This window comes from Tateyamaria sp. ANG-S1, from assembly GCF_000814025.1.
In the GTDB taxonomy this organism is placed as follows: Bacteria; Pseudomonadota; Alphaproteobacteria; order Rhodobacterales; family Rhodobacteraceae; genus Tateyamaria.
Genome location: NZ_JWLL01000003.1, coordinates 45503 through 65583, shown reverse-complemented (window position 1 = coordinate 65583; position 20081 = coordinate 45503). Strand labels below are relative to the sequence as shown.

22 protein-coding genes are annotated in these 20081 nt (G+C 60.2%); 14 read left to right on the top strand and 8 right to left on the bottom strand.

What is annotated here, in order from left to right; translation table 11 throughout:
- Window positions 1–21: 21 nt before the first annotated feature.
- Window positions 22–1185, bottom strand: coding sequence for an MFS transporter (locus RA29_RS02150; RefSeq protein WP_193743444.1), 1164 nt, complete (start codon window positions 1183–1185; stop codon window positions 22–24).
- A 172-nt stretch (window positions 1186–1357) separates the two neighbouring features.
- Here RA29_RS02150 and RA29_RS02145 point away from each other — a divergent pair, with 172 nt between their 5' ends.
- Entirely contained in the window at window positions 1358–1570 is a 213-nt protein-coding gene (locus tag RA29_RS02145) for a hypothetical protein (protein ID WP_039682536.1), read from the top strand.
- A 55-nt stretch (window positions 1571–1625) separates the two neighbouring features.
- On the opposite strand, the gene RA29_RS02140 is transcribed toward RA29_RS02145, so the two are convergent.
- The 3 genes from RA29_RS02140 to RA29_RS02130 all read right to left on the bottom strand — a co-directional run bounded on the left by RA29_RS02140 (window position 1626) and on the right by RA29_RS02130 (window position 3464).
- A complete protein-coding gene (locus tag RA29_RS02140) occupies window positions 1626–2078 on the bottom strand; it encodes a GNAT family N-acetyltransferase (RefSeq protein ID WP_039683804.1) in 453 nt (150 codons plus the stop codon).
- Between the two features lie 192 nt (window positions 2079–2270).
- Window positions 2271–2687, bottom strand: coding sequence for an MAPEG family protein (locus RA29_RS02135; protein WP_039682534.1), 417 nt, complete (start codon window positions 2685–2687; stop codon window positions 2271–2273).
- A gap of 3 nt (window positions 2688–2690) precedes the next feature.
- Entirely contained in the window at window positions 2691–3464 is a 774-nt protein-coding gene (locus RA29_RS02130; protein ID WP_039682533.1) for a helix-turn-helix domain-containing protein, read from the bottom strand.
- 122 nt (window positions 3465–3586) lie between these two features.
- Here RA29_RS02130 and RA29_RS02125 point away from each other — a divergent pair, with 122 nt between their 5' ends.
- The 7 genes from RA29_RS02125 (at window position 3587) to RA29_RS02095 (ending at window position 10333) form a co-directional block, all read left to right on the top strand.
- Window positions 3587–4339: an alpha/beta hydrolase gene (locus RA29_RS02125; protein ID WP_039683802.1), complete on the top strand. Its 753-nt coding sequence runs from the start codon at window positions 3587–3589 to the stop codon at window positions 4337–4339.
- Between the two features lie 72 nt (window positions 4340–4411).
- Window positions 4412–5758, top strand: coding sequence for an MFS transporter (locus RA29_RS02120; RefSeq protein WP_039683800.1), 1347 nt, complete (start codon window positions 4412–4414; stop codon window positions 5756–5758).
- Window positions 5748–6629 carry an alpha/beta fold hydrolase gene (locus RA29_RS02115; protein ID WP_052249422.1) on the top strand — a complete coding sequence of 294 codons (882 nt, stop codon included), beginning with the start codon at window positions 5748–5750 and terminating at the stop codon, window positions 6627–6629. The genes RA29_RS02120 and RA29_RS02115 overlap by 11 nt, the downstream gene beginning before the upstream one ends.
- A 17-nt stretch (window positions 6630–6646) precedes the next feature.
- Window positions 6647–7261, top strand: coding sequence for a hypothetical protein (locus RA29_RS02110; RefSeq protein ID WP_039683796.1), 615 nt, complete (start codon window positions 6647–6649; stop codon window positions 7259–7261).
- A 124-nt stretch (window positions 7262–7385) separates the two neighbouring features.
- A complete protein-coding gene (locus RA29_RS02105) occupies window positions 7386–8462 on the top strand; it encodes a transporter substrate-binding domain-containing protein (RefSeq protein ID WP_039682531.1) in 1077 nt (358 codons plus the stop codon).
- A complete protein-coding gene (locus RA29_RS02100; protein WP_039682529.1) occupies window positions 8462–9514 on the top strand; it encodes a transporter substrate-binding domain-containing protein in 1053 nt (350 codons plus the stop codon). Before RA29_RS02105 ends, RA29_RS02100 begins: the two co-directional genes overlap by 1 nt.
- A gap of 108 nt (window positions 9515–9622) precedes the next feature.
- On the top strand, window positions 9623–10333 hold the full coding sequence (locus RA29_RS02095) for an alpha/beta fold hydrolase (protein ID WP_039682527.1): 711 nt from the start codon (window positions 9623–9625) through the stop codon (window positions 10331–10333).
- A 19-nt stretch (window positions 10334–10352) separates the two neighbouring features.
- On the opposite strand, the gene RA29_RS02090 is transcribed toward RA29_RS02095, so the two are convergent.
- Genes RA29_RS02090 through phaZ form a run of 3 tightly spaced genes read right to left on the bottom strand, consistent with a single transcriptional unit; the run spans window position 10353 to window position 14388 of the window.
- Complete coding sequence (locus tag RA29_RS02090) at window positions 10353–12467, bottom strand: hypothetical protein (RefSeq protein ID WP_039682526.1); 2115 nt, start codon at window positions 12465–12467, stop codon at window positions 10353–10355.
- 59 nt (window positions 12468–12526) lie between these two features.
- On the bottom strand, window positions 12527–13108 hold the full coding sequence (locus tag RA29_RS02085; protein ID WP_039682524.1) for a DUF6151 family protein: 582 nt from the start codon (window positions 13106–13108) through the stop codon (window positions 12527–12529).
- A gap of 5 nt (window positions 13109–13113) precedes the next feature.
- Window positions 13114–14388 carry a polyhydroxyalkanoate depolymerase gene (gene phaZ, locus RA29_RS02080; protein WP_039682522.1) on the bottom strand — a complete coding sequence of 425 codons (1275 nt, stop codon included), beginning with the start codon at window positions 14386–14388 and terminating at the stop codon, window positions 13114–13116.
- Between the two features lie 148 nt (window positions 14389–14536).
- Between phaZ and phaC the strand changes: the two genes are divergently transcribed.
- From phaC to RA29_RS21710, 3 genes are all read left to right on the top strand, one after another.
- Window positions 14537–16342: a class I poly(R)-hydroxyalkanoic acid synthase gene (gene phaC, locus RA29_RS02075; protein WP_039682520.1), complete on the top strand. Its 1806-nt coding sequence runs from the start codon at window positions 14537–14539 to the stop codon at window positions 16340–16342.
- A gap of 140 nt (window positions 16343–16482) precedes the next feature.
- Window positions 16483–16932 (top strand): phasin family protein, encoded by a 450-nt coding sequence (locus tag RA29_RS02070; protein WP_039683795.1) that lies wholly within the window; start codon window positions 16483–16485, stop codon window positions 16930–16932.
- A 122-nt stretch (window positions 16933–17054) separates the two neighbouring features.
- Window positions 17055–17465 (top strand): NUDIX domain-containing protein, encoded by a 411-nt coding sequence (locus RA29_RS21710; RefSeq protein WP_152612898.1) that lies wholly within the window; start codon window positions 17055–17057, stop codon window positions 17463–17465.
- On the opposite strand, the gene RA29_RS02060 is transcribed toward RA29_RS21710, so the two are convergent.
- A complete protein-coding gene (locus tag RA29_RS02060; RefSeq protein WP_039682517.1) occupies window positions 17457–18332 on the bottom strand; it encodes a LysR family transcriptional regulator in 876 nt (291 codons plus the stop codon). The genes RA29_RS21710 and RA29_RS02060 overlap by 9 nt on opposite strands.
- A gap of 101 nt (window positions 18333–18433) precedes the next feature.
- Between RA29_RS02060 and RA29_RS21705 the strand changes: the two genes are divergently transcribed.
- The 3 genes from RA29_RS21705 to phaR all read left to right on the top strand — a co-directional run bounded on the left by RA29_RS21705 (window position 18434) and on the right by phaR (window position 20007).
- Window positions 18434–18907, top strand: a complete 474-nt coding sequence (locus RA29_RS21705; protein WP_152612897.1) for a hypothetical protein — start codon at window positions 18434–18436, stop codon at window positions 18905–18907.
- Window positions 18908–18973: 66 nt separating this feature from the next.
- Window positions 18974–19348, top strand: coding sequence for a hypothetical protein (locus tag RA29_RS21700; RefSeq protein WP_052249419.1), 375 nt, complete (start codon window positions 18974–18976; stop codon window positions 19346–19348).
- Between the two features lie 101 nt (window positions 19349–19449).
- The gene (gene phaR, locus RA29_RS02050; RefSeq protein WP_039683791.1) at window positions 19450–20007 is read left to right on the top strand and encodes a polyhydroxyalkanoate synthesis repressor PhaR; all 558 of its coding nucleotides are present in this window, start codon (window positions 19450–19452) and stop codon (window positions 20005–20007) included.
- Window positions 20008–20081: the final 74 nt, after the last annotated feature.

The window sequence follows — 20081 nt, the reverse complement described above, 5'->3', positions numbered from 1 at the left end:
TGACAGGCGCAGAGGCGTCCGTCAAGCGGTCTGTGGCGTCGGGCTGCGTTTGATGGACAAGCTGAGGTGCAAAAGCGCAAGGGCGGATCCGATCCCAGCGGCGAGACCCACATAGATGATGCCAAAGCTGTCGATGACCCAACCGCCAAGCGCCGACCCGACCGCGGCCCCCACGTAGATGGCCGCCGCATTCAGGGCCAGCACCACGGGCGCCTGCGGCCCCGACAGGCCGATCAGACGCATCTGCTGGCCTGCCATGAACGCCCAACCGGACGTGGCCCATCCAAGCGCCAGCAGGATCACGGCGAGGTCTGACTGAGGCAGCAGCGAAAACAGGGGCATGAGCACGATCTGGCAGATGCACAGGAGTGTCAGCGTCTTTGCCCAACCGATCCGGTCGGCCAGAAAGCCGCCCGCGATGTTGCCGATCACCGCGCCGACGCCAAAGATCGCAAGTACAAGCGTCACGCCATCACGGCCATAGCCCATCGTCTCGCTCAAGAGCGGCGCGATGTAAGTGTAAAGGACGTAGATGGCCCCGAGGAATGTGCCTGTGAACAGAACGGCCAGCATCATCCGCCCGTTGCGCAGCACACCGCCAAGGTCACGCAGCGACACTGGCTGAAAGCTCAAGCCCCTGGGCACAAAGGTCCAGATCAACGCGAGCGCGGGCAGGGCAAGTACTACGACCACCCAGAAGGCCCAGCGCCAGCCGAAGGTGTAGGCGATCCAGCTGCCCGCAGGCACACCGACGACTTGCGCCAGTGTCAGGCCAAAGAACACGGCCGCCAACACGCGCGCCCGCATCTCGACCGGATAAAGCGCCGCCGCGACGGCCGCTGCTACGGGTGTGAACATACCCGCACCTGCTGCGGCCATGATGCGCGCAATGCTCAGCACAATCATGTTGGGCGCCAGCGCAGACAGCAGCGCCGCGGCCAGGAAAAGGGACAGCCCGAACGCCATAACCCGCCGTCGTCCGACCGCTCCGGTCAGTGCCACCAGTACGGGCGACAGCACCGCATAGCCAAGGGCATATGCCGTCATCAACGTGCCCGCCGATGCAGGCGTGATCCCGAAATCCGCGCCCAGCGGCTCCAGCACGCCCACGATGACAAAGGCACCCACCCCGATCAGGAAGTTGCAGGCGGACAGGATAGGGATCAGCAAACGGGGCGGGGTCATTGCCCGGTTATGGCGCATATTGAGGCAGCTTCAATGCCGCATACAAAGGCATACAGGCAAAACGACAAATATCAGGCCAAAACCGACCTTTTGTACTGGACGCGCGCGGGCGAATCCTTGATTACGGTGGTTGTTCACTATCGGAAACTTCTGATCGCGAGAGGAACGCGCAGTGCCCAAGTACAACAAGACCTTCGAACTTTCCGTAGAAGACCTGGATCTGATCGAGGATGCGCTGCGCGCGTCCGAAAGTGCCGCCATCAATGATGACCTCGCCTGCAAAGCGGCGAATGACGACGTGCGTCAGATCCACGACCTCTTGGGGCGGCTTCACAATCAAAAGACGTTCTACCGCCCCGCGAAAGGGCCTTATGTCGGCGGGTAAAGCATGTCGCTGACAAGTGGCTTGCACTTTTCAGCTTTTCGACATGCGGCAATTGTCATGCTAGACGCACGCTGAAACGTGGGCCAGGGCCGCTACGGCGCAGGAACCCCTCGCGTTCATAGAACCGCATGGCCTTGCGATTGTCGGGGTGCGTGCCCACGGTCATAAAACTACACTCCATCTCGCGCGCTTGCTTCTGACAGGCACGCACCAGTGCCCCACCGACACCATTGCCGCGCGCATCGCGACTGACAAACAGGTGGTGCATATCCATGCCGCGTACGCCGAACTGCAACTGCGCCATGGGCAGCAGCGCCGCATATCCCAGCAACTGTGACCCGCCATCTGCGACCAGCACTGTCGCCCATGGGTGCGGTCCCAGCGCATCACGCGCCAAACGCTCCGCATCAATGTCCGGCTGATCGTCATGGCAGGCGGCCAAGCCGTTGATCATGGTTACGACCTGCGGCACATCGGCTTCGGTCATCTTGCGTATGTCTATGGGCATCTCTGCCTCCTTTCTCAAACGCGCCGCGTTCGGGAAGGCAGGGAAAGGCCGCTCGAACGCGGCCTTGGTGTTATGCAGACACACCAAAAGCACGCAGGGAATGCGTGCCATAGTAATAGCGGTGTGTAATGCGGTTGCTCATGCACATACCGAAACCGGCAAATCCGCGCCCGTCAAGGGCGCGGATCGGCATCAGGCCGCAAAAAGCGCCCAGCCCATCAAAAGGCAACATACCCAGCCGCCGGTAAAGATCAGCGGACGGCCTGGAAAGCGCGCCGTGCCGGTGATGTAGCCCACCGCATGCGCGATCCGCAGCAGCAGAAAGGCGATGCTGGCCCAAAGCGTAAGCGCCGTGAACCCGTCCACGCGATCGACCAGCAGGACCAGCACGGCAAATGGCACAGATTGCTCCAGCAGGTTCAGATGCGCCCGATATGCCCGCCGCACCCACGGGCGGTGCACATTCGGGTCGGGCGAGAGGATAAAGCCGTCAGGCGCATCAGCCGGGATCGACCCTTCGGGAGCGGTATTCACGCCGACGATGTACGGAATCCACAGGGACGCTGCCATCAGCGCGAGTATCCCCAGAACACCAAGTTCGGTCGCCATGACTTACGCCTCCACCTGATCCATGGGGCCGATATGGGCGTCTTCACCCGTCTCAAGCCAGGTTTTTAGCCCCGCGGCCCAGCGCACCCATCCATCGGCCACCCCTTCACCCGGCACGGCCGGTTCGCCCAATTTATAGTGTTCGACGGTCAGACGGACAAAATCACCCTCGGGACGTATCAAGTACACCACGCGGCTGGCTGGGATCTCGGTTGTGGGGCCCCAATGCGGCTCGAATGTCCATTCCTGCCGGCTTTTGGGATCCGATGACAGCAGCCGGTTGGTCAGCATGGGCGAGCCATCGGGAAAGTGCATGGTGATCGCATCACCATTGCGCGTCGCCTTGCTGCAGATGAAGTGGTAATGCCGCACTGCATCTTCATCCAGCAGCACCTCCCACAAACGGTCCTGCGTGGTCTTGATATATGTCTCCATCACGAAATCGGGTTTTGACATCTCGGGGTCTCCTTCGTCTTCAAGCTGATATTTGAGGTCGAGTACCGCTCGGGCCGCAGGTTTGACCCGGTAGGGGTCGATCCAACGGTCAATCGCTTCCTGCAGGGGCAGGGCGTTGAGATAGTGGTGCTTGAAGCGCCCCACCTTTTTCGTGGTGATCAGCCCGGCCTCTTCCAGAACACCCAGATGCTTCATGACCCCGAACCGGGTCATGTCGAGCAGGCCCTGCAAGTCCTGCAGGGTCTGACCGTCACGGTCGCGCAAAGCATCAAGCAGCGTGCGGCGAGCGGGGTCGGACAAGGCTTTGAACAGATCATCCATGGAATTCTTATATGTGATTATATAGTCACGTGACAATATGGTAACCTATAGAATTTGTAATGACCGGGATGGACAGTCGCGAAATCCTTCAGGATGATCCGCCAAAACGCAGGAGGATGGACATGAGCGGACCGGACTATCTTGAGACACCACACGGACGGCGGCTGGCCTACCGCCGGACCGACGGGTCGGGGCCGTTTGTCGTGTTTCTGGGTGGTCTGAAATCCGACATGGAGGGGACGAAGGCGATCCACCTTGAAGCATGGTGCCGCGCGCAGGGCCGCGCTTTTCTACGGTTCGACTATTCCGGCCACGGAGAAAGCTCAGGTACATTTGAAGAGGGATGCATCGGCGACTGGGCTGAAGACACGGCGCATGCCCTAGACACGCTCACAACCGGCAAGTTGATTGTCGTCGGCAGTTCCATGGGCGGCTGGCAATCGCTGCTTTATGCCCGTGCACATGCCGATCGGTTGGCGGGCCTAGTCACCATCGCTGCTGCGCCGGATTTCACCGAGGATGGTTACTGGGCCAGCTTCACAGACGCGCAAAAGGCCGAGCTTGAGGCGAAGGGTCAGATCGCAATGCCGTCGGACTACATGGAGCCCTACATCATCACCAAACGGTTGATCGAGGATGGGCGCAACAACCTGGTCCTGCGCGAACCACTTTCCCTGCCATTCTCCGTCCGTTGCCTTCAAGGCACTGCCGACACGGCGGTCAGCACTGAAACGGCCGTCCGCCTTCTGAACCACGCTGACAGCCCTGACATGCGGCTCACTCTGGTCAAGGATGCGGATCACCGGTTCTCCGACGACACGTGCCTGCGCCTGATCGAACGGGCGGTGGAGGAGGTCAGCACACTCTCCGCGTGACGTCGCGTTTTGTTGGCGCTGGGGCCGATTTTGGACAAGGTGGCGCAAAACCGGACCTGGGGAGGGGACGTTATGGCGCTGTCGCGCGGACAAAAAGCAGGCTGGGGCCTAGCGGACATGGGCATCGTGGTCTTTGTGGTGGCCAAGCAATTGCTTGTACTTGCCTTCCTGACTTCCGTGCTTGGGGTGCCAGTTGCCATTGCGGGAATGATCACCACGGGCATTCTGGCCTTTGACATCATCACCGATCCGCTCGTCGGCTACCTGTCGGACAACACGCAAAGCCGCTGGGGCCGTCGCGCGCCCTGGATGATCGTAGGTGCCTTGGTGATGACGGCAGGGACCGTGGCCATGTTCATGTCTCCTGCAACCGGTACATCCGGCGCCCTCTGGGTCGCAGGCTTCTTTGTCGTGGCAACCATCGGCTTCACCATGGTCGTGATCCCTTACGGCGCGACGGCAGGGGAGATGACCCAGGACCCCCGCGAACGCTCTGCCATGACCGGCTGGCGCATGGCCTTTGCGTCCATCGGTATCCTGATCGGCGGCGCCGTGATCCCCGGCCTTGCACAGGGCCAGGGCTATGACGGTGCGATGCTGATCGCGGCCCCGTTGATGGTGCTGCCCATTTGGGCCTCGGTCTGGTTTACGCGCAGGGCCCCCCGGATCGAACACAGCAGCGAGGTCGGCCTTATGGCCTCCCTGCGGCTCGTCCTTTCAAACCCGGCATTTGCTACGCTCGTTGTGCTATACGGCGTCATGACCCTCGCCGTCTCGACCATCACCGCCGGTCTGCCCTTTGCCGCGCTCTACCTCGTGCAGGACACCGGCGACACAATGCTCAGCGGTGCCGTGCAAGCGCTGTCGATGCTGTCGTTGCTCTTTGCAGCCTTTGTGGTGGGCGCGATCCTCAGTCAGATCATCTGGGTGCTCGCCTCCGGGCGCCTTGGCAAGCTTCAGGCCCTGATCCTCGGGCTCGTCCTCTACATCGCGTTGCTCAGCACGCTCTACACGCTGTTACCCAGCACAAACACCACGCTCATGGCAGGCATGTTCGTCCTCGCCGGCATGACCAACGGCGCCTACCAACAGATCCCCTGGGCCATGTTCCCCGACCTCATGGACGTCACACGGCGTGAGACCGGTGCGGCGATCGAAGGGGCGTTCTCCGCCGTCTGGATATTCGGCCAGAAAGTAGCCAACGCCATCGCCCCGCTGCTGCTGGGCCTTGTGCTGGCCACCTATGGCTGGCAGGAAACAACCCAAGGCGTCACTGACCAGACGGATGCCGCCATTGGCGCGCTGCGCCTGTCGATCACGCTGCTGCCTGCACTCATCCTCGCCCTCTCCATCATCGGCCTCCTGCTGATCTACCGCCCCCGCGCCCGAGCGCTTCTGAGAGCCGACCATGCCCTTTGACCCCACTCGAATCGGCCCCGATATCGACGCCTATTTTGCCGAAACCGAAGCGCAGTTCACCGACATCAAACCGGGCACGGAAAAGCGGGTGATCTGGGCCACCACACCCGGCACCCGCACGGATTGGGTCGTGGTCTACATCCACGGCTTTTCCGCCTCGTCCGAGGAAATCCGCCCCGTCCCCGACCGCATCGCGGGCGAACTGGGCGCAAACCTCGTCTACACCCGGCTTGCCGGCCACGGGCGCGCGCCCGACGCCATGGCTGAGGCCACGCCGGACGCTTGGACCGACGACGTTACCGAAGCGCTGACAGCCGCGCGGGCTGTGGGCGACAGGATCATCGTCATCAGCACCTCGACCGGCGGCACGATCGTCACGGCGCTTTCGCAAGACAAGGACGTGATGGAAGGTGTTGCAGGCTTCATCTTCGTCGCCCCCAACTACGGCATCAACAACCCGTTGGCGCCCCTGCTGAAATGGCCGCTGGCCCGCCATTGGCTGCCCTGGATTGGCGGTAGGCGGCGCACCTTTGTTGCGCGCAGCGACCGGCATGCCACCTACTGGACACTCGACTATCCTAGCATCGCGGTCATGCCGATGGTGCCGCTGATCGACCGAGTACATGCGCTGGACCACGGCAAACAAACGATCCCGGCGCTCTTCTGGTACGCCGAACAGGACAACATCGTGCTGTCGGACCGCACCAGAACTATTGCCGCAGCCTGGGGGGCTCCGAGGCAGACGGTGCACCCGATCCTGACAGAGAAGGACGACATCGAAAGCCACGTGGTTGTGGGTGACATCCTGTCGCCGGGGCAGACGGAAACTGCGGTCACAGGCATGCTCGACTGGATCAGGAGGCTCGACTGATGCGCCGCCCCGGCAGCATGTGGAGCCTCGAAACCCTCGGGCGCGTCCGGCTGTCGAAACATTTCTACGTGCGAGACTTTCTCTATTCCGAGATCGGCAACTACCACCAGATCCAGAACCTGCCGCGCGATCCGAACCTCGCTATCGCCAACGGGCGGGAGCTTTGCACCCAACTCCTCGACCCGCTTGAGGAAACCTTTGGACGTCTCGCCATCCGCTCGGGCTACCGTTCGCACGAACTCAACCAATATGGCAATGACAACAAGCTGAACTGCGCGCGCAACGACAACCCCATCGAATGCCACATCTGGGACTGGGCGGACGGGGACAAGGCCATTGCTGGCACGTCGCTCGCGATCCCTTGGTTCACGGACCAATACGAACAGGGGCGCGACTGGCGGGACCTCGCATGGTGGATCCACGACCACCTGCCATATTCAGGCATGTGGTTCTTTCCCAAGCTCTGCGCCTTTAACCTTGATTGGCGACCGGTCCCGCATCGCATGATTGGTAGCTACATCGCGCCCAGGGGGCTGCTTCTGCGAAGGGGCGAAAACCCAACCGAGCCCTTGGCGCAACGTCAGCGGCGTTACGCAGATTTCCCGCCATTCCGAGGAATCGCCTACCCCTGATGCGGTGCGCCTGATGCGCGAACTGTCAACCAATATACTTGCGCGCAATATCTGGTTTGTGAGTTGACGTAGCCCAGCAAAATAAGGGATTTTGTCGCCCAAATACATCCTGGGGGAACGGGTAATGAAACGATTCTTGGGGGCGGCGGCGCTTGCGCTGGCCGGATCTGCCACTGTTGCAACCGCCCAGTCCTGTGGTGGCGTCTACACGGTGCAGCGCGGTGACAGCCTATCGCTGATCGCCGACCGCCAGTACAAGAATGCCGCCACCTGGACCGAAGTGCACCGCAACAACCTGTCGGTGATCGGCGAGAACCCCAATGCCTTGCGCGTGGGCATGGAATTGCGGCTGGGCTGCATCGATGGGCTGCCTGTGGGCCTGCCGGGCGGCAACGCCACTGTCGCAGCGCCAGCGATCCAGACAGCATCGGCTGCCACCCCGTCGCGTCGCAAACTGGAACAGTCCATCAACCTCGTGACCGCCGGTGACTTCGCCCCCTTTACCGACCAGGCGCTGGAAAACGAGGGGCTGATCACTGACGTGGTGCGCACCGCCATGCAAAGCTCGCAATCGGCGGACAATTACAACGTCCACTGGGTCAACGACTGGTCCTCGCATCTGGATCCGCTGATGACCAACGCGATGATGGACATGGCCTTTCCCTGGTACAAACCCGATTGTGCAGGCTCGCCCGACAATTACCGCTGCACGAATTTCCATTTCTCAGACCCGATGTTCGAGATGCTGATCCTGCTGTTCGTGGACAAGACGCGGCCCATCCCCTTCGCCCAGGACAGCGACATCGAAGGGCGCACTCTCTGCCGTCCGGCGGGCTATTTCACCCATGATCTGGACCGCGCAGACCGGCGCTGGATTTCCGATGGCAAGATCACCTTGAAACGGCCACAGACGGTCAAGGGCTGCTTTGACATGCTTGTCGCGGGCGAGGTGGACGCAGTGGCCATGAATGAGTTCACCGGCCGCTCTGCCATCAAGGATCTGGGGCTGAAGGATCAAGTCGAAGTGGTGCAGGGCCGCCCGGTCTCCATCGAAGGGCTGCATGTGCTGGTGCACAAGGATCACCCGCAGGCGGACGCGCTTCTGTCCACGATCAATGGGGGCCTCGATGCCATCAAGCTGTCGGGCGCATACCAGCAGGTGATCGACAGGCATATGTCCAAGATCTGGGCGGAGTTCTGATGTCAGTGCGCAGCTTCGCCTTGTCGGTAACGGCCACGCTCGGTGTCGGGTCTGCCGCCATGGCGTGCGAGCCTTCAGTTGTGGTGGCACCTGGCGACACGCTCTTTTCCATCGCCGAAGATCAGCTTGGCGATTTGTCCCGCTGGTCGCTGATCTTCTACAACAACCCAGACATCCAGGGCGGCAGCCTCTTGGATCTGCCCGCAGGGACGGTGCTGTCGATTCCATGCCCCAATGTCGCTGCCCAGCCTGCAGCACCTGCGCCGGTGGTTCAGGCCGATCCCAAGCCCTTGCAGCAGGAGGCCGAGGCGGAAATCAAGCTTGTCACCGCATCGAATTACGCACCCTTCACCGATCTTGACTGGCCGGGGCAGGGGATGCTGACCGAATTGGTCAATGCCGCGTTCGAGGCAACGCCGAACCCGCTCACATACTCCATCGAATGGGAAAACGACTGGTCCAAGCACCTCTTTCCCATGCTCGACAGCAAGGAATTCGACATGGGGTTCCCGTGGTTCAAACCGGACTGCGCGGGCAACCCGTCGAATGAGCGCTGTGCAAATTTCCATTTCTCGGACCCGCTGGTCGATCTGGTCATCTTGCTCTTTGCGCACGGCGACAACCCGTTCACCTTCGACCAGGACAGTGACCTGCACGGCAAGACGCTGTGCCGCCCCGCCGGGTACTTTACCCATGACCTCGACCGCTCGGACAGGCGGTGGCTGTCGGAAGGGCTGGTGACGCTGAAACAACCTGCCACCCCGGACGACTGCTTCAACATGCTGGTCGCGGGTGAGGTGGACGCTGTGGCGTTGAACGAGTTTCTGGGCGTGCAGAAGATGTTCGAGATGGACCTGACCGACCGGGTTGCACCCCTGTCGCGGCCGGTGTCGGTTGAGGGGTTGCACGTGCTTATCTCGAAAAAGCATTGGCGGGGGACCGCGCATCTCTACCGCTTCAACGCAGGTCTTGCGCGACTTAAGCAATCAGATCGCTATAACGAGATTGTCAGCCGTCATCTGGCGCTGTTCTGGGATCAAATTAAAAGCTGATACCTAGCGGCAGGGCTTGTGGTGCCTGTGCGGTCGGGTCATGGTTAGCTAAAAGTAAACGACAAGGCGAAGACAGGCAGAGCATGGCGAAACGCGCAGGGCAGGGGCATGGCTGAACCCCTTGTTTTTCTTCCCGGAATGATGTGCGACGCGCGGCTCTTCGGCCCGCAGATCGCCGAGTTGTCCTCTGAGTTTTCTGTCATGGTGGCGCCCGTTACCCGCGGGGAACGGATCGAGGAGATTGCAAGCGGTCTTCTTGACGAACTGCCCCAGCGCTTTGCCCTTGCCGGTCTGTCGATGGGCGGGATCGTGGCGATGGAGCTGTTGCGCCGCGCCCCTGACCGGATCACACGGCTGGCACTGATGGACACCAATCCGCTGGCCGAGACGCCGCAGATCGCCGCCGCGCGCGAGCCCCAGATCGTCAAGGTGCGTACGGGCCGGATGCACGAGGTGATGCGGGACGAGATGAAGCCGAACTACCTTGCACCCGGTCCGTATGTTGATGAGATCCTGGCCCTGGTCATGGATATGGCCGATGCGCTGGGGCCCGACGTGTTTGTCCGCCAATCCCGCGCCCTGCAGCGCCGCCGCGACCAACAGGGCACGTTGCGCAAGTGCAAGGTGCCGACGCTTGTGCTGTGCGGCGCGCATGATGCGCTGTGTCCGGTTAAGCGGCACACGTTCATGGCGGAGCTGATCCCGGGCGCGGAATTGAAGGTGCTGGAGGATGCAGGGCATTTGCCGACACTTGAAGCACCAGCCGAAACAACGCAGGCGCTGCGCGACTGGCTGAAGCAACCGCTTATTTTACGGTGATGCGGCGCGTGTAGCTGTTCTAGCCTGACGTGACTCTGACTTTGCCGGTCGGCCTGTCAAACAGCTGAAATCCGACATCCTCCCACATCCGGGTCCAAACTTGGTAGTCGGTGAAGTACCCCAAGTGACCGGCGGCATCGACGTCGAGGTTCTGTTTCACGCCCGTATCCTCGTCGATCCGCGTACCCACATAGTCGTCGATCCGGTAGATGTTATGCCAAAGCAGACCGTCTGGCATTTTGTCCGTAGACACCTTGAAAGCGTGTGGAAAGTAGTGCCGGTAGACCTGTGTCACAGGCGAACCCATCGTGATAAGTGTCACCGGCGGGTTGCCATACTTTGCAAGTAGGTCGTGGACCCGTCCGCTTTGCAGCATCTGTGTCGCGATCACCGTGCCTTGGGAATGCGAGATGATCGTGATCCGCGATGGCGTCATCGTTTCCAGCGTGTAGTGCAAGACCCGCGTGAAGCGTCGGTTGATATCGTTCCGCAGGATGAAATTCGCCCGGTATTTGCCGTCTTCCACACGGCAGATGCATCGCGCCTGCACGGCATAGGAAACGATGTCACGCACAACCCCCAGCGCGCCTGCGACAAAGGATGGAAAGTTGTAGATCAACACGCCCAGGCCCAGGGCGATGGCACCGATGGTCCCGTTGCGCGCCTCGTCAAAGGCGACTGCATTCATGGCGCTGCGGACATATGTGCCTTCTGCCATAAATGCGGGGTCGAACCTTGCATCGAGGAACAAAGCAACGGCCAAAGCAAAGATGGCAACCACGAACAGCTTGAGGAAAAACGACAAAAACGGATGTAGGATGACACGGCCGATCCAGGGCGATGGGTTCTCTGCCCGCAGGGCATCGCGGCTGAACCGGCGTATGAACACGACTGTAAAGGCCGCCAGCAGAAAGAACCCGAGGGCGTAGATCGACAAGCCGAGCGTGTCCTGCGCATCACCGAATTGGCGATGAAAAATGCCGTGCAGAAAACCATCTGGTTGGTGGGCTTTGGCAATCGGTGTGTGCTCGGGGTGCCCGCGCGCAGTACTGAGACGTGCCACCAGGTTTTGGAACAAAAACCAGAATGACGATGTGAATGTCATCCAGAACATGATCATCGCGCCGACAATCGCTGGATACAGCGTATCTGATTGCTCATTCGCGGGCTCAGCCGCAGATCTTGGCATGAACCAGCTGCTGACAAGGACAAGGAAACCCAGCGCAATGGTCAGAAACCACGATGCCTCGAGGAATGTGACCGTGTACGTGACGACACATTCCAGCGAGCCATTCGGATCCGCGCGCAATTGAAAGCTGTCTGGTGGCTTTGTTGGCGTAGCACAGAGCGGTCCGCCCGAACCGCCGAACCATGGCATGATGGAAGCGTGTGCCGTTTCAATCCCATATGCGAGCCAGGCCATCAGAGGCACCTGATAGGCCGCCCAGATCAGTACGATCAGCACGCCAAACCCGGCAAGGCCCATTGCGAAAATCCTGATCAGGTAGCTGAGCCGCGCAACTGCAAAGATCAGCGCGGCAATCGCCAGCGCGATCAGGCCCTGTCCAAGCAGCGTCAGGGCGGTCGGGATATGGACGCCGATATCGAGGGGTGTCACGTCAATCAGCAGCAGCAACGCCCCGATCAGCAGGACCGCGTTGAGCGGCGCAACCAGCCCGTAGAACGCCCATGTGAAACCATGAAACAGTGCAATCGACGGCTTTGTGCGCGTGTTTTCGACATTGTCCATGCCGATATACCCCAAACCAAGGATCACACTGAGTAGGTCAAAGGCAGTGCGAAAGAACCCTTGGGGGGCGGGGGACTTGTCCGCCCAGAACACTTCGGCAAAGACAGTCTCGTTCGCGCTATCTTTGCTTTGCGCGGGACGCACCCGGCGCAGATTGACGGGAAACAACTTCGCCTTGCGCGGCGTGCCGTCGAATTCCTTTTCCGGCAGTTCGATCAGATCGCGGTAGACATCAACGGGCCCGTTGCTTCTACGCGCCCTTGGCGTTTGGGTGCTGTTGCCATCGACCAGATCCGTGGTTGCCGCGCCGACAATGGCATCCACCGTTTCACCGGGTTTCTGTTCACCAATGCCATGGACGGCGAGGATCAGGTGCCTTCCCATATCGGGCCTCAATCACATTAACCAATAACGGGAATTTAGCCGCAGATGACTGCGTTGCGTCAAGGCTTGGACGGATAAAGGGGCGATCGCTCTGCCTCGGGTACGACGTGTATGTCGCGCGTGGGGGTGCCGTCCGGAGTAAAGAACGGCGTTTGTTTCCACCGCCCTGTCAGCAACCTTGGCAACACGCGCCCGACAAGACCAGCGAGGAATTTAAACCCGCCTTCGTGTCCCCGTTTGCCATTGGGTTTGCGGATAAAGGCGCGCGCTTTTATCGGACCAAGTGGCGCGTCGTCTGCCAGCCGGTCGGTGCGGAAGGACGCAAATGCAAGCTTGGGGCTGCGTGCCGTGTTGAACAGCAGCGCCCCGCAGCAGCGGGCCCGCCAGCGCAGAAGCCCTTTTTCTGACAGCGAGAAGACGGCGAGCTGATCCTCACCCGCATCAAATCGCACGCGGTCTGGCACTGTTTGATAGACCTGCACGGCGCCCGGTGCGGGGTCGGGTTGACCCGCATACAACTCTGCCGCGCGGCAGTCGTGACAGAAGCATTCGGCGCGGGTGCCGTTTGATGGGGACACACCCGAAAGAGTACCCCGCAGAGTTCCACAATCGCAGGCGAAGGAGAGATCCACGCCTGCCATGCCGATCAGGCCGCCTGGTTCTTGTTCGCGGCCTTCTTACCCGGAGGTGGCGGCGAATTGGCGTCGATGAAGTCCAACACAAGGGGGCGGATGTTGTTCCGCCAGCTTTTGCCCGCGAAAATACCATAGTGGCCTGCGCCGGGCTCAACATGGCTTGCCTTTTTCTCGTTCGGCAGGCCAGTGCAAAGATCAAGTGCCGCCACGCATTGCCCGGGGGCCGAGATATCGTCATTCGCTCCTTCGACCGTTTTTACCGCAACGGTCGTGATCTTGCCGATGTCGACCTGTTTGCCATTCACGGTAAAGATGTTCTTGGCGATCTCGCCGCGTTTGAAGATGCGTTCGACCGTCGACAAATAGAATTCTGCCGTCATGTCCATGACCGCCAGGTATTCGTCATAAAAGCGGTTGTGCTTGTCATGATCGCTCGCCTCGCCACGCGCGGCGCGACCGATCTGGTCGGTAAAGGCTTTTGAATGCTTCTCGGCGTTCATCGACATGAAGGACGCGAGTTGCAACAGGCCCGGATAGACCATGCGCCCGACGCCTGGATACTTGAAGCCGACCCGCTGGATCATCATCTCCTCAAGTTGGCCCATGGTGACGCGGCGGCCAAAGTCGGTCACGTCCGTGGGGGTCGCATCGGGGTCGATGGGACCGCCGATTAGGGTCAGCGACGCCGGCTGCGCCTTGGGGTCTTCTTCCGCCAGGTACGCGGTCGCTGCCAATGTCAGAGGTGCCGGTTGGCACACGGCAATCACATGGGTGTCTGGCCCAAGCTCGCGCATAAAGTCCACGAGGTAGAGCGTGTAGTCCTCCACATCGAACTTCCCGGCGCTGACCGGGATGTCACGCGCATTGTGCCAGTCCGTGATGTAGACCTCGCAATTGACGAGCAGCGATTTGACGGTCGAGCGGAGGAGGGTCGCGTAGTGGCCAGACATCGGTGCCACCAGCAGGATCTTGCGGGGCTGTGTCTTGCGGCCTGACACGTTGAAGTGGATGAGGTCGCCAAACGAACGCTCTACGACCTTTTCTATATTCACCAGATGGTCGCGGCCGTCCTCGCAGGTGAAGGTGCGGATGCCCCAGTCAGGCTTGGCCACCATACGTTCGAATGTGCGTTCCGTGACCTCGCCCCAGGCCGACATCATCTGAAGGGCCGGGTTGGGCAGGGCGGCGAAGGCGGGGTAGGCGCCGATGGCGCGGGCGGTCGCACCCAGCCACTGGTTCGTGTTGCGAACCGTTTCCATGAGATCGTAGCTCATCATGTAGCGCATGGCGCTCTCCTTCACTCTAGGGGCGGGTACGCACTCCCGCGTTGGACGGTTTGTCGCTTTGCCCCCTGAAACATGCGACCATACATGTACAACTACCACGCGCACGCGCTTTTGCTGCACGTGCAAAGACTACGGGGAAGACGTTAACATGACAACCAAGGACACTACCGATGGTGCTGTCACAGGCGAAAACCTCGATAAATTGAACACAAATCTCCGAAAGGTCGAGGAGCTGACACAGCGACTCACCCAGGTTTTGACGCACCGCAGCACGCATAACGCGGCGCTCGATGGACCGAATCAGGAGCTGTTTCAAAAGGCTGCGACAGCCTATTGGACCGAAGCCTTTCGCGATCCGGCCAAGGTGCTGGAACACCAGTTGCAATTCTGGTCGAAATCCGTGACCCATTTCGTGGAAGCGCAGCAGGCACTGGCCCAAGGCAAGTTACAGGCCCCGGCGAACCCCGGACCGAAAGACCGTCGCTTTGCCAACCCGCTCTGGGACACGCACCCCTATTTCAACTACGTCAAGCAGCAGTACCTGATAAACGCGGACGCGATCGCGCAAGCGGTCGAGGACGTGTCAGACATGGACCCGATCGAGAAGCAGCGCCTTGCGTACTTCTCGCGTCAGATCGTCGACATGATGGCGCCGACCAACTTCCTCGCCACCAACCCCGATGCGCTGGAAAAGGCGGTCGCGACTGAAGGGCAAAGCCTGATCGACGGGCTCGAGAACCTGATTTCGGACCTTGAAGCCAATAATGGTGAGCTGATCGTAAAGCTTGCCGACGACAAGGCGTTCGAGTTAGGCGGCAACATTGCCACCACGCCCGGCAAGGTGATCTATCGAAACCGTATGCTGGAACTGATCCAGTACACGCCCACGACTGAAAAGGTGCACAAGACTCCGGTCGTTCTATTCCCACCGTGGATCAACAAATTCTACATTCTCGATCTCAAACAGCAGAACAGCCTTGTGAAGTGGATCGTTGAGCAGGGGCATACCCTGTTTGTCGTGTCATGGGTGAACCCGGATGCCACCTATGCCGGTGTGGGCCTGGAGGATTATGTCGAGGACGGATACCTGGCCGCGATCCGGGAGGCCAAGGCGATTACCGGCCAAAATCAGGTCAACGCCATTGGCTACTGCATCGCAGGCACCACGCTGTCGCTTACCCTGAGCCTGCTCAAGCAGCGCAAGGACAAGTCGATCAAGTCCGCCACCTTCTTCACTGCGCTCACGGATTTCAGTGATCAGGGCGAGTTCACGCCGTTCCTGACGGATGACTTCATCGACGGGATTGAGGCGGAGTGCGCGGACAAGGGTATCCTGCCGTCGATCATCATGGCGCGGACATTCACCTTCCTGCGTTCAAACGACCTCGTCTACACGCCCGCCATCAAGAGCTACATGATGGGAGAGACGCCACCGGCCTTTGACCTGCTCTATTGGAACGGGGACGGGGCGAACCTGCCTGAGAAGATGGCCATGCAATATCTGCGGGGTCTGTGCCAGCGCAATGAATTGGCCGAGGGCGGCTTTGACCTGCTCGGCCACACGCTGAAACTGTCGGACATCGACGTTCCGCTCTGCGCCATCGCGTGTGAGACGGACCATATCGCGCCATGGAAAGACAGCTACCGTGGCATTCAGCAGATGGGATCGAAGGACAAGACGTTCATCATGACCCAATCTGGTCACATCGCGGGCATCGTGAACCCGCCCAGCAAGAACAAGTACGGACACTATACGAACCCGGATCTTACCCTGGATTACAAAGAGTGGCAGGCGAGTGGGGACTTCAACGAAGGGTCGTGGTGGCCGCGCTGGGGCGCTTGGTTGAAAAAGCGGGGCGGGGCCATGGTCAAGGCCCGCGAGCCGGGTGATTCTGCCCACCCCGTGCTGGAAGATGCGCCCGGAACCTACGTGACGGTCAAGGCAAGGCCCTGAATTCCCTGATCCTTTCCGCAAGGGAAATTTCTTTTGCTGCATCGCAGCAAAAACCTTGATTTGCTGCGGTGCAGCATGTATATTTTTTGCAGACGCAGAAACGCCGGGATGACCCGGAGGGCGCAAAAGGATCGAAGACAATGGCTAAGCAAGCACAAGACATGACCGCGATGTTCAAAGACATGATGGGTGCATTCCCCGTCGACACAGCGGCCATGGAAGACGCATTCAAAACAGCAACCACGCTGAACGAAAAATTGAGCCACGTGGCAATCGACGCGGCTGAAAAGTCGACCGAGATCTCCTCGAAGTGGACTAAAGAGACACTGGCAAAACTGGGCGACATGTCCAAAGCCAAGGCAGAGCCTGCCGACTACGCCAAAGCCATGACCGACTTCGCATCGGCCTATGCTGAAGTGACAGCCGAGCACATGGCCGCCTTCGCTGAAGTTGCCAAGAAAGTGCAGATGGACACCGTCGAGCTGATGATGGCCGCAGGCAAGGACATGAGCGAAGACGCGCAAGCAGCCGTCAAGAAAGCCACAGGCGACATGACCGCCGCGGCCAAGAAAGCTGCTGCTGCTAAGTAAGTCGCACACGGATATATCGCGCCAGCTTTCCTCCCTGACAGGCGCGGTGACTATGGCGGGCCACACTTGGCCCGCCTTTTTCTTTTCGCGTCCCAGTGATCGTGATGCTTATGGTTCAAAGCATGAAGGTCAATAAGTCCGTTGTCTTTGTCCGCCGTGGCGATGCAATCTTGCTGTTTCGCCACCCGCTTGCTGGGGTTCAGCTTCCTAAAGGTACAGTTGAACCGGGTGAAACCACACAGGCAGCCGCAAGACGCGAAGTATTCGAAGAGGTTGGCCTGTCTCTGACCCGTCCGCTGCCCATGCTCGGTACTTGGATCTGCCCCTCGCCATCCGCGATATGGCACGTATTCATGGCGGACGCGCCGACCGGAACGTTGGAGGCATGGCGACATGCGCCGACAGGCGGTGGGCCCGAAGCGGGCCTTGTGTTTGATGTCTTTTGGGCGGATCTGCCCCGTGCGCGAAAGTCGTTGCACCCGTTGTTTTTGCCGGTCCTCGGGATGATTGAGCGGCACGCAGGCCTACGCTGACAGCGCCCGCGCCAACCAATCAAAGACACGGCGCACGCGAGGGATACGCCTGAGATCAGGATGCGCTGTGAGCCACAGCGGCATACTGCCTGCATCCTCGTCTCTGGACACACGAACGACACGCTTGTCCGCATCCCCGACCCGTTGTTGGGTAAATCCAATCCCGTAGCCCGCGATGACCATGTGCCAGCACAAGACCTGATCATCACTGCGAAAGGCAAAGAAATCCCGCCCGACGTCCAGGCCACGCGCTGCAAACCCATCAATGATCAAGGTGCTGCGGTCATAGCCGATGATCGTGTGGTGCTGTAAATCATGCAGCGTTTCTGGCGCTCCATGACGCGCGATGTAGCTGGGTGCCGCATAGGCGCCGAGCGGCAGATCGGTGATGTGCCGTGTGATGACGTCCGGCTGTGTCGGGCGGTACATGCGCAAGGCAATATCTGCCTCGCGCCGGAGCAGGTTCTCGGTCGTGTCCGACGCGATCAGCTCAATCTCAATTCCGGGATAGGCGCGATGTAGATCGCGCAGGATCGGCGGGAGGATGAAATTGGCCACCACATGGCTGGCCGTCAGACGCACCGTGCCTGCGATGTCAGAACCGCGCGCGTCGCGCGTGGTGTCAAATCGCGCCGCCGCGTCTGCCATGGCTGTTGCATGAACCAGCAGATCAGCGCCGTCATCCGTTAGGACCATACCGCCACGCGACCGATCGAACAGTCGTGTTCCCAAGGTTGCCTCAAGCTGTGCGATATGCCGGCTTAGCGTTGGCTGGCTGCTGTTCTGTGCACGTGCGGCTGCCGACAGCGATCCATGTTCGGCAACGGCGGCAAAGGATTGGATTTGGGACCAGTCAGGCTGAGACATCTATTCAATTTCGTATGTTTTATTTCGAATTATGCCGAATGATATTCGAAATTGAGGATCTTAGATAGAGGGCAGATCAAACGCATAAGGAGGTCTGCTTCATGTCATCAGTCATTGTTTTGGGTGCGAAAGGGCGATTTGGACGCGCAGCCGTAAACGCCTTTGCCGACGCTGGTTGGCAGGTCACACGCGCCGGGCGTGAATTGCGTGGCCCGGGGTGCCTGGATGTAGACGCCACCGATACCGCTGCGGTCGTGGCGGCCTGTATCGACCATCAGGTGATCGTTAACGCGGTCCATCCGCCGTACCCTGAGTGGAGTGAAACCGTGCCAAAGGTTACCGAAGCTGTCATCGCGGCGGCACGCGCGGCGGACGCCACGGTGATGATACCGGGCAATATCTACAACTATGGGCGCGACATGCCCCCGGTACTGCGCGAAGATACCACTTGGGCGGCCGAGACCCGCAAGGGAATAATTCGCATCCGTATGGAGTGCGCGTATCGCGACAGCGGGGTACGCACCATCGTGCTGCGCGGCGGCGATTTTCTGGACACCGAAGCCTCGGGCAACTAGTTCGAAAGCTACATCGCACCCAAGGCGGGGCAGGGCGAGCTGACATATCCCGGTCCGCGCACCCTGATGCACGCTTGGGCCTATCTGCCAGACATGGCCCGCGCGATGGTGGCATTGGCCGAGCGGCGGTTCGAGTTTCACGGGTACGAAGAGTTCGGCTTTGGCGGCTATGCCCTGACAGGCGACGCATTGATCGCAATGGTCGAGGAAGTCATGGGCAAACCGATGCGCGTGTCCCGCCTGCAATGGTGGGCGGTGCGGATCATAGCGCTGTGGTCCCCTCTGATGCGTGAGGTGCTTGAGATGCGCTATCAATGGGACCGCCCGCATCAGATCGACGGCAGCAAGCTGCGCGCGACCCTTCCTGACTTCCGCGATACACCTGCGCGCGAGGCTCTGGCTATGTCCCTATCCGAGCAAACTGGTGCGTATGGTGATTGACGCTTTTGCCTCTGATTTGCCGCGCCTGCACACACCCTTTCTTTTTGTCCACACCCCGCCTAAGCTGCGTTGCAGCACGCGGCATCGGGGAGATCAGGCACGTGACAGAAAAACCAGCACCCTTGTTGATCAAGCGGTATGCCAGCCGACGGCTCTACAACACGGAAACAAGCGACTATGTCACGCTCGAAGATATCTCGGGCTTTATCCGGGATGGACGCGAGGTGCAGATCGTTGACCTCAAGACCGGCGATGATCTGACCCGGCAGTACCTGCTGCAAATCATTGCAGAGCATGAAAGCCGCGGTGAGAGTGTGTTGCCCGTGGATGTGCTGAACGATCTGGTGCGCAGCTACATGGGCGGTGGGGCGTCCGTGGTGCCGCAGTTCCTGCAAGCCTCGTTCGAGATGCTGCGCGACGGTCAAAGCAAGGTGATGGAGAACATGAATGCCATGAACCCCATGGCCAAGATGCCCGGCTTCGAGATGATGCAGGCCCAGCAGGAAGCGTTCATGAAAGCGATGACAGGCGGGCTGGGTACCGGTTGGGGGGCTTCAAGCCCTGAGCCTGATCCCGATGAGAAAGACAGCGGTGAGGATCTGGACGCCATCAAAAAGCAGCTGGCCGAGTTACAGGACAAGCTGTCAAAGTTGTCTTGAAGGGAAAACCTGCAGGTGGGCCCCGTCGCGGGACAAGGGTCGCGTAGGCATAGCGACGCGCGGCTGACACTGTG